Genomic DNA, 8,706 nt, shown 5'->3' with positions numbered 1-8,706 from the left:
GCTGGGGCATGGCGGCGGGGCGCTGCTGCTGCGGGGCAGCAAACTGCTGCTGGCCGGCGCGCGGGGCGCTGGCGGCACGGCTTGCCGCGGAGTTGTTTTGGCCCAGACCGTTTTGATAGGCGCGCTCTTCTTCGTACAGGCGGCCGAGCGTGGGGGCATCGACGTTCTCGGCAAAGACCGAGAACTTGCCGGCGCGCAGCTGCGGATCGATCATAAAGCGCACGAGGGGCTCGCCGACAAAGACATAGCGGCGCTTTTCGGCCTGCGCCTTCACAAACTCGCGGACCTCGCGCGAAAGCTCGGGGTAGAACGGGGCGAGCATGGGATCGTCGTCGGCGGCGATCAGGATGGTATAGAGTGCCGGCGCCGTGTTGACGCCGTTGATCACCAGAGTCTGATCCTCCATGTCGCGAGCGGCCTGCTTGGCAAGCTTCTTAAAGGAGAACGGGGCACGGGTGGCACCGAAGATGCCGGCCACGTGGTCCTCGAAGATGTTCAGGAAGTTCACGAAAGATCACTCTCCGTATAGGTTCTTTGGTATCCGAGCAAATATAGGCATATCCCAACGATTATAGAGGATAGGGTTCCCGCAACCGCCGCCTTGGCGACGACCGCGGCTGCAAGGCTGGCAATTTCCATATGGTGTGCAAGACAGGACGCCGCTGCGCAGCCGATGCCGGCGACAGCGATGGCGGCGATTACGGCAAGGTTTGAGCCCTGATCGGCACGCTTGGCATGGGCGTTGAGCAGCGCAGATGACGCCGCGGCAGTTGCCGCTACCAGCACAAAGGCAGCCCAAAGGAGTGGGTCTCCCAGCGCTGCGGCAACGTTACCGAGCCCCAGCACGCCTCCGGCTGAAAGCGCGACCGTGGCCAGACGGGCAAAAAGTGCGCCCATGCCCGTTGCCGCGGCGGCGCTTGCCGGGCCGAGCCAAAATGACGCGACGCCGGCGGTGACCCCAGCTGCCAGGAAGGTATTGCCGGTCAGACAGCCAAGCGCGAGTGCACAGGTGAGTGCGGCGCTCGCGGCAGCCTCGGTGCGACCCCAGGCGATCCACCAACCGGACATGGCGGCGGCAAAGATCACCGCGACGGGCAACATCGACAGGACGCCCTGTGCCTGCATGGTGGCGTTTGCCATGAGCACCAAAAAGCCCACAGCCGAGATGGCCGAGCCAATCTGGGGGGCCAGGCCGGCCGCCGCTCCGATCGCGATAGCCGCAATGACCAGGCCGGGAAGCGCCGCGACGCCGGCCGTCTGCATCAGCAAAAAGCTAAAGGCGCCGCACGTTAGCGCCGAGATAGCGTGCATGGCGTAGTCGCGCGCATGGCTCCAGCGCGTGCCTGCCCAGCCGAGTGCGGGGTCGACTTCGATGGTGTCGTCCTCGTAGTGCGACGGCTCGATATCGTCGAGCTCCTGCTCGTCATCCGAAAGTTCGCCAACCATTTGCTCCAGGCTGCGACGGCCTTCGCGCACGCTGCCCAGACCGGCAAGGAGCTGGTCGCAAAATGCCTCGATGCTGTTGGGGCGGTCCTGCGGCATGGGGGAGAGCGCGCTCATGAGCGCGGCCTCGGCTCCCGGGGGAAAGTGTGGTATCAGCTCGCTGGGATAGGTGGCGCCGCCGATGATGCGGCCGAGCGAGTCGGCGGGCGTGGCCGCCATAAAAGGAGCGCTGCCGCACAGGCCCTCGTAGATCACACAGGCGAGGGCAAAGACATCGGCGCGCTCGTCGACCGTGCCGGTCTCGATATCGAGCTGCTCGGGCGGCATGTAGCCGATGGTGCCGCCGCGTGAGCCGCCAAAGCCACCGGCGGACGACAGCCGCGCCATGCCAAAGTCGGTGAGCTTTACATTGCCCGAGTGGTCGATGAGCACGTTGGCGGGCTTAATGTCCAGGTGGAGTACGCCATTACTGTGGGCGAAGGTGAGCGCCTGGCCCAGGGCATCGGCAATGGCCGCGGCCTCGTCAAAGGTAAGTGAGTGGCCGTCCGCGCGGTGCAAAAACTCGGCCAGCGACATGCCATCGACATATTCCATAACCAGGTAGGCATAGGCTGTGTCGTGCGTAAAGTCGATGACCTGCACGATGTTGGGATGTTGAAGCATGGCGGCAGTGTGCGCCTCGCGCAGGACATCCATGATGTCGCTAGCGGGCATGCCGGCACCGTTGATAAGGGGGATGCGTTTAATGGCGACGCGGCGGCGCAGGTGCGTGTCGCGGCAGATCTCGATGGAGCCAAAACCGCCGGTCGCAAGTGTCTCGAGCGGCTGGTACCGCTTGAGCAGCTCGCGAGAGCTGGTGCCCTCCAAAGGAACGTCCGGCGAGAACCGGGCGGTATGTTGCGAGAAAAGCGGCATGGCCAACCCTCGTGCGTTTAAAGTTCGTTTGCGAGCGGCGGGCGCGGGGCCGAGCCGTTCGCGGTGGCATAGATGCTGCTAGTGTAGCACGCTCGGGCAGATGGCGAGGATAGCGGGATGCGAGGTGGCCCGATCGATTCGGCCCGTTTCGGCTCGTTTGGAAAGCGCATCTCAGTTTTCAGCCAAATTATGGGATGCGCTTTCCAAATGGGGTGGGCTGCGGAAACTGCATCCCAGAATATTGCCCTGGAACGGGATGCGCTTTCCGAACCGGCGTCCAAAAGGAAACCGCATCCCGCTTTGATGTGGGGACTGCGAACAAAAGCCGGACCGTGATCTGGCGCGGATTGGAGTTCGCCTGAATCATTGATGCTGGCTGGTGTGAGAACAGAGATAAACGAGCGGCTCGAGCGATATAATGACACGCTATGGAGGCCGTATGCTCTTTTCCCGCCGTTCTGCTACATTTGCCTGCGCCATTGCGCTTGTCGTAATGGCGGTCACCCCTTATCACCGGTTTTCATCTTCAATCGGCCTAGCGTCAGGTGCAATGACCTGGCTCGTTATCCTGGGCGCATGCCTCGCGGCGTTTGTTCATGGTGCTGCGCTATGCAAGGGGGGAATGAGAAGGCCGAGGCATCTCGGTGCCATCGGTGTTTTCCTTGGTGTTATTGCAACGGTTCCCGAATGGGCCGACCTGGCTTTCTATGCTCGCGGAGACTCTATTCCAATCGTGTTTGCACCGATTTGGTTGTTACATGGCGTTTCGTGTGTCTCGTGCTTTGTTGGGTCGCTGCTTCTCTCATATGTTATTTGGGGCACGGCGGACTCTCCTTTGACGCAGAGGTCGACACGGACTGACGAAAGGGAAACTCGTCACCCGCAGGACGCGATTTTTACAGAAACAATAGCCGTCATGTCTTGCCTGCTGTTTTGCTGTCGAGTTTCATGGAGAGTCGTTCCCGAGCCATGGGGGATGCCCCCTGTAACGGCCGCGTCAATTGGCCTTGCGCTTTTAATTCCGTTGGTCTATCTCGCATTGACTGTGGCCCCGCCGTTTTGCCGCCCTCGTGCCTTTGGCCATGGGCGGCGCGACGTGTTTGCCTGTTCTGTGCTCGTAGCAGTTCCTATTGGTCTTATTCCGGCTGTTGAGGCGGCATACTTCGCAAGCGATGCCGTGGTCATTGCATTGCTGGCGATGGGGTCCGTTATCGCTGCTGCCTTCGTATGCATGTTGCTAAGGGGGAAACGGGACAACAATTCGGATATCGCCTGTGCGTCCGACACATTCGATGCGGGGGTGTTTTCCCCTGCCCTGTCGCCTAGAGAAGAGCAGTTTGTTCGACTGCTGCTCAAAGGGAAAACGCCGGCGGAAATTGCCAAGGAGACGGATACGAAGCCATCGACGGTGAGAACAACGCTTCACCGAGCATACGGGAAGGCGTCGGTTGCGGGCTCACGCGAGCTCGTGGCGCTGTTTGCGGGTGAGGGCGATACTGTAGGGCATGAGCTACCGCAGCGGCATGCTGACGATATAGTGGCATCAGCTCGAACGCGCCGGCTGTTTCGATACCTGCTCACATTATTCTTTATCCTCCTTGCGGCGGGGCCCTTGGTAATGGCGGATAGCGATTGGGGGTCCGGTGTTTCGCGGGCTGTCGCCTTTTCCCTCTTAAGCTACGCATTGGGTCTCGGACTGCTTCTGTCGCTACGCTACGCGGGTGGAAAAGCGAATCGTGGCGCTGCGCTGGATAGAGCGGGTGAAGCGATTTGGCTCGGAAGCCCGTACGTATGGGCGGTGCTATCTGCTGTGGAATGGTCTTTTATCTATATCGCGGCATTGATGTGCATACGCGTTCCGTTGATGGCTGTGCCGGTCCTGTTTTGCGGCGTGGCGTCTACGGCTTCGCTCGCTGTTGGGCTGCGTCCGTTTAAGGTGCATGCCCATGCTCGGGCTATCGTGCCGTTGGTGTCAATGGGCATGGTTGCCTTAATCTATGCGGTCGCTAGGGGGCGAATCCATGGACTTGCGGTGCTGACGGGGGTGCTGCTCACATATATAGTGATGCGAAGCTGTCCGCAGCGCAAAATGCTTGGGATATGGATGCTTTGCTTCGGGGCGACGGCTCCTGTTTGGGCTGTCTTGCTCAATATGGTGCAGGATCTGACGGTTTTCGAGCCGTTGTTCCTCGCGTCGTTGTTGGGGCAAAGTTCGGCTGTCAATGTCGTCGTGGCAACGGTGATTGTTTGCTGGTCTGTGCCCATGTTCGTTACGCACATCGCGCTCGCCCGCTCGGTTGAGGACGAGAAGGCCGTCTTGGAGTACCGGGCGAACGGGTCCACCGAAACGGCCCGCGTGCGCCAGCTGGCCCTGCTTACGTCGCGCTCCCTTTCTGATGTTCAGTCGCAAATTTTGCTGATGACGGCAGAGGGGGCAACGACAAAGGCCATTGCGGAGGATGTCGGTTACGCTGCATCTACGGTGCAAGCGCTGCGGTCTGCATCTTACCGCCAGTTGAAGATCAAGAATAAGGCGGAGCTAATTTTATTGTTATCGCAGGTAAATAACGTGTAAACGCCTGAGCAATCAACTCAATAGCGGGTGTTTACAGACATCTTTCTCTATTCATGCGAAGGTTGCCGTGCTTCGACGCATTGTTAACCGCTTTTGATTGGAGAAGGCCATGATTAAGCCAAGGAGCGCTATTGCTCGAATCGGAGTCGGCTTGGTGATTGCAGCTGGTCTGTCCCTAGGGGTTCCCGCTGCATCGTTTGCACAAGAGGAGTTTGACACCTCTCAGGTTTCCAGCATTACTCAAAACGCCGATACGGGAATTACGACCTGTACGAACAATGCCGATAAGGCATTTAGTTTTCAATGTGCCGGGACGAGTGCAACTGGCTACCGTCAAAAGGATGATTCCTCATCGCTCTATCTGGATATCCAGGGCCATACGGGAAATCCGCTTCGGTTATATACAGACGGTGCGTATAACACAAGCGGTAGCGGCAGCATGAATTGTACTCAGGGAACGTATCGTTCGAATCACAAGGGACAGTGGGAAATGTATAACCTCGTCCGTGAGAACGGGCGATCTGCGGCGCGACTGACTGCATGGGCGGAGTCTGGCTACGGCACTGTTATTGGCGTATGGAGCCCCGACTGCGTCGGGCATTTCCACAAGCTTCCCGCATAGTTGTTTGAAATGGCTCCCTTCCGGCTTTCTGGGTCGGAAGGGGGAGGAGGACGTATGAACCAAAAGCTCGCAAGATACGAACTGTCGAAAACGATTAGACGTCCAGCTTTTATCCTTGCTCTCTTGATTGCGGTCGCAGTTGCAATAGCTGCCGCGCTGGAGCCGTGGGCAAATTTGGAAAAAGAGCGCCACAACCTTCTTTCTTTTGGTTACGGCGTTGGCGTGCAAGCCGAAAATTATCTCGGTCAAACACGTGAAAGCAGCTTCGGTAACTGGATTGTTGTGAGCGCGAACGCGCCACTGTCTGCGTCGGTGTTTTTCTATGCACTGCCCCTGCTTGCAATGTTGGCTGGATCTTGGTCGTGTCTCTTTGAGCGTTTGAGTGGTTATGACATGCAGATATGCACGCGCGTTTCCAGAAAGGCGTACGTGAACGTAAAGATGCTGTCTGCTTTCCTCTCCGCGTTTACAGTGACTGCCATTCCTCTGCTCGTCAATTTCCTGATCGTCTCGATGCTTTTTCCTGCGTATCTTCCTCGGGTCGATGAGTCGACTTACGTAGGACTTTACCTGCATAGCTACTTCTCCGGTCTATTTTATTCGCATCCTTTGTCATATGTGCTCGCATACACGCTGTTCGATGCTGTCACGCTCGGGACTTTATCCATGGCTGTAACTGGCTTCTCAATTTTGTTTCGTAGCAGAATCAAAGCGATAATTGTCCCGTATCTGCTAATGGTTGCGTGGCATTTTGCAAATGGCTGGATCTTCGGCGTAATGGCTTGTGTGGGGTTTAACTGCAATATCCTCAACAGCATCAGGTCGGAATCGCTGAATAACTGGCCAGACATTCGAGCCGGTTTTGCGGAAATCATATTATTGACCCTTGCTTCGTTGGCTTTTTCTGGGGCGTGGAAAAGACGCGAGGTGGTCTGATGCTGTTTAGGCTGGTCGCCGCGGACCTGAGGACCGTTTTGAAGAAGAACATCATCACTTTTATTGCAATTGCGGCAGTGACCGTTGCGAACTTGGTGTACGCCTACGGATTGTCTTCTGTGTATGGGGTTAGAACGGATACCTTGGGGTTTGCGGATAATCTTGCGCTCGTGTTTGCCGGATCTGCTCCGTTTGAGCCTAGGCCCGGGGTCATGTTTGTGCCTCCGCTAGGATGGCTATTTCTCATTCTGCTTATTCTCTATACAACACTCGACTATCCGACCGAATCGTTGCACGGGTTTGGTTTGCAAGCGCTTGTTCGATGCCGGGCAAGAACCCTTTGGTGGGTCTCGCGTTTTATCTTGGTGGCGGCAGTAACGGCATTTTCACTGCTCGTGGTGGTTTGCTCTGTTGTGATTTGGAGCTTGGTGGTGAGCTCCTCGTTCAGCGCGGTCATTCATGGTGAGTCGCTTCAACTGGCTAATTTGGCGCCGTGGTTTCTCAAAGCTGCCGAGGCAGATGCGCTGCCGTTTTTCATAGGTCTCTTATTTGCTTTTGAGGCGCTTGCGTTTGCGCAGGCAGCGGTTGGGTTTGTGCTTGGGTCGTCAGTCTCGTTTGTGGTTTTAATGAGCTACCTGATCTGCTCGGCATATGCACGACATTGGGCGCTATTGGGTAACGCCTTGATGCTGTTGCGCTGGGGTGGAATTGTCAAAGAGGGAATCGCGGCGGGCTCGAGTGTCTTGTCATCAATTGGGCTTATGTCGTTATGCCTATCGTTGGGTGGACTGTGGTTTCGAAGGGCCGACCTTATAGAAAAGGGGGACAAGATATGAGTGTGATCGTAAGGGGCGTATCGAAGCGCATGGGTAAAAACGATGTCCTGCGCAACGTGTCCATCGAGGTTGACCCTGGGACTGTGGTCGGGCTTCAGGGGATAAACGGTTCGGGTAAGACCATGCTCATGCGAGCGGTTTGCGGGTTGATCAAGCCTACCGAAGGCGAAATCTCTATCGATGGCCAAAGGCTTGGGGCGGACATCTCGTTCCCGCCGAGTCTGGGGATGTTGATCGAGGCGCCTTCCTTTTTGGGATATCTGTCTGGCTACGACAATCTGAAGCTCATCGCTCAGATCAAGGGCGTTGCCACCCCCGAGGACATTCGCTCTGCCCTGCGGCTCGTGGGGCTCGATGCAGACGAAAAAAAGAAGTTCCGAGCATACTCGCTTGGGATGAAGCAGCGTCTGGGGATAGCTGCGGCAATTATGGAGAAGCCGAAGCTGCTTGTTCTCGATGAGCCAACGAACGCCCTCGACGAAGCGGGCGTTGAAATGCTCAAGCGCGTTGTGGCGATGGCGGCATCAACGGGTCGTGAGGTCCTTCTGTCCAGCCATGACGGAGAGGTGCTCGAGGAACTGGCCGATCGGGTTTACTGCATGCGCGACGGTGCCGTTGTGAAAGTTCGGGAAAGGTCGTGAGCGCGATGAAGAAGACCCTGTGGACGAGAAGATCGGCGCTCGCGCTTTTTTGCTGTGCTGCTGCCGGCCTTGCGGGCATGAGGGTGAGCGTCGTTAACGGGAACCGGACGGTCATTCCTGAGAAATATTACGCGGAGGGCGAATGGCTCTCGATGGATGGAGCGTTTCTGGGGTCGAAGGATGTGGTGACTGATGGGTATTCGTTTTGCATAGACGGGGCAGAGTTGCTCACGCCGCGCGAGTATCTCAAACGAGCACATGACGATTATTCAAAATATGGCACCGTGGATACGAAAACGAGACTGAAGGATGCCGACATCACGTGCGTTATCGCCGTAAAGATGCGTGTCAGAAATAGGGATAATATCGACGGTGGAATCAAAGCGTATGTTTGGCATCTGGTTCCGGAGTCTGCGCCAAACTATGATTTTGTAGTCAATACCGATCTGATAACGCAAGCCATGCCGGTCCTTGGCGGCTCTGCTGCGTTTGCCGTGGAGGTTGGGGCAGAAAACGAGTTGCTCGTCCCATTTATGATGCAGAACACCAACGACTATTTCGAAGGTTACGAGACCGTCCGTTTTGAGAAAGCATTTCCCGGGACTTACACGATGAAGATGACCGATCTGCCGGAGCGGAGGCTCTTAAGGTTTGAAGTGAAATAGCTCGAGAGCAAGGCAAAACGGGTCCATTGGCGGTACGCGCGCCCGATTCCAGGCGCCCCGGCCCGGAATCGGG

Annotated in this window: 8 protein-coding genes; 6 read left to right on the top strand and 2 right to left on the bottom strand. The window is 57.1% G+C overall.

What is annotated here, in order from left to right:
• A partial coding sequence (locus DW645_RS07005) for an FhaA domain-containing protein (RefSeq protein ID WP_118227064.1) occupies positions 1-508 on the bottom strand: 508 nt, incomplete at its 3' end.
• Positions 505-2,358, bottom strand: coding sequence for a serine/threonine-protein kinase (locus DW645_RS07000; protein ID WP_117584196.1), 1,854 nt, complete (start codon positions 2,356-2,358; stop codon positions 505-507). The genes DW645_RS07000 and DW645_RS07005, both read right to left, overlap by 4 nt.
• Before the next feature lie 439 nt (positions 2,359-2,797).
• Between DW645_RS07000 and DW645_RS06995 the strand changes: the two genes are divergently transcribed.
• From DW645_RS06995 to DW645_RS06975, 6 genes are all read left to right on the top strand, one after another.
• Positions 2,798-4,933 carry a LuxR C-terminal-related transcriptional regulator gene (locus DW645_RS06995; protein ID WP_158551214.1) on the top strand — a complete coding sequence of 712 codons (2,136 nt, stop codon included), beginning with the start codon at positions 2,798-2,800 and terminating at the stop codon, positions 4,931-4,933.
• 109 nt (positions 4,934-5,042) lie between these two features.
• Entirely contained in the window at positions 5,043-5,555 is a 513-nt protein-coding gene (locus tag DW645_RS09905; RefSeq protein WP_124785772.1) for a hypothetical protein, read from the top strand.
• Between the two features lie 54 nt (positions 5,556-5,609).
• The gene (locus DW645_RS06990) at positions 5,610-6,491 is read left to right on the top strand and encodes a hypothetical protein (RefSeq protein ID WP_089573265.1); all 882 of its coding nucleotides are present in this window, start codon (positions 5,610-5,612) and stop codon (positions 6,489-6,491) included.
• A gap of 38 nt (positions 6,492-6,529) precedes the next feature.
• Positions 6,530-7,327 (top strand): hypothetical protein, encoded by a 798-nt coding sequence (locus DW645_RS06985; protein ID WP_147326479.1) that lies wholly within the window; start codon positions 6,530-6,532, stop codon positions 7,325-7,327.
• Positions 7,328-7,356: 29 nt separating this feature from the next.
• A complete protein-coding gene (locus DW645_RS06980) occupies positions 7,357-7,968 on the top strand; it encodes an ATP-binding cassette domain-containing protein (RefSeq protein ID WP_231500810.1) in 612 nt (203 codons plus the stop codon).
• Positions 7,969-7,973: 5 nt separating this feature from the next.
• Entirely contained in the window at positions 7,974-8,633 is a 660-nt protein-coding gene (locus DW645_RS06975) for a DUF5028 domain-containing protein (protein WP_117584193.1), read from the top strand.
• The last annotated feature ends 73 nt before the right edge of the window (positions 8,634-8,706 follow it).

It is taken from the genome of Collinsella sp. AM23-17 (assembly GCF_003470945.1).
Lineage (GTDB): Bacteria > Actinomycetota > Coriobacteriia > Coriobacteriales > Coriobacteriaceae > Collinsella > Collinsella aerofaciens_O.
The sequence above is the reverse complement of the archived record's forward strand: the minus strand, read 5'-3'. Positions and strand labels throughout refer to the sequence as shown.

Excerpts from the sequence above, each read along its gene's own strand:
- DW645_RS06980 (WP_231500810.1), top strand. The coding sequence starts at position 7,357 with ATGGGTAAAAACGATGTCCTGCGCAACGTGTCCATCGAGGTTGACCCT.
- DW645_RS06995 (WP_158551214.1), top strand. The coding sequence starts at position 2,798 with ATGCTCTTTTCCCGCCGTTCTGCTACATTTGCCTGCGCCATTGCGCTT.
- DW645_RS06975 (WP_117584193.1), top strand. The coding sequence starts at position 7,974 with ATGAAGAAGACCCTGTGGACGAGAAGATCGGCGCTCGCGCTTTTTTGC.
- DW645_RS06990 (WP_089573265.1), top strand. The coding sequence starts at position 5,610 with ATGAACCAAAAGCTCGCAAGATACGAACTGTCGAAAACGATTAGACGT.
- DW645_RS09905 (WP_124785772.1), top strand. The coding sequence starts at position 5,043 with ATGATTAAGCCAAGGAGCGCTATTGCTCGAATCGGAGTCGGCTTGGTG.
- DW645_RS07000 (WP_117584196.1), bottom strand. The coding sequence starts at position 2,358 with ATGCCGCTTTTCTCGCAACATACCGCCCGGTTCTCGCCGGACGTTCCT.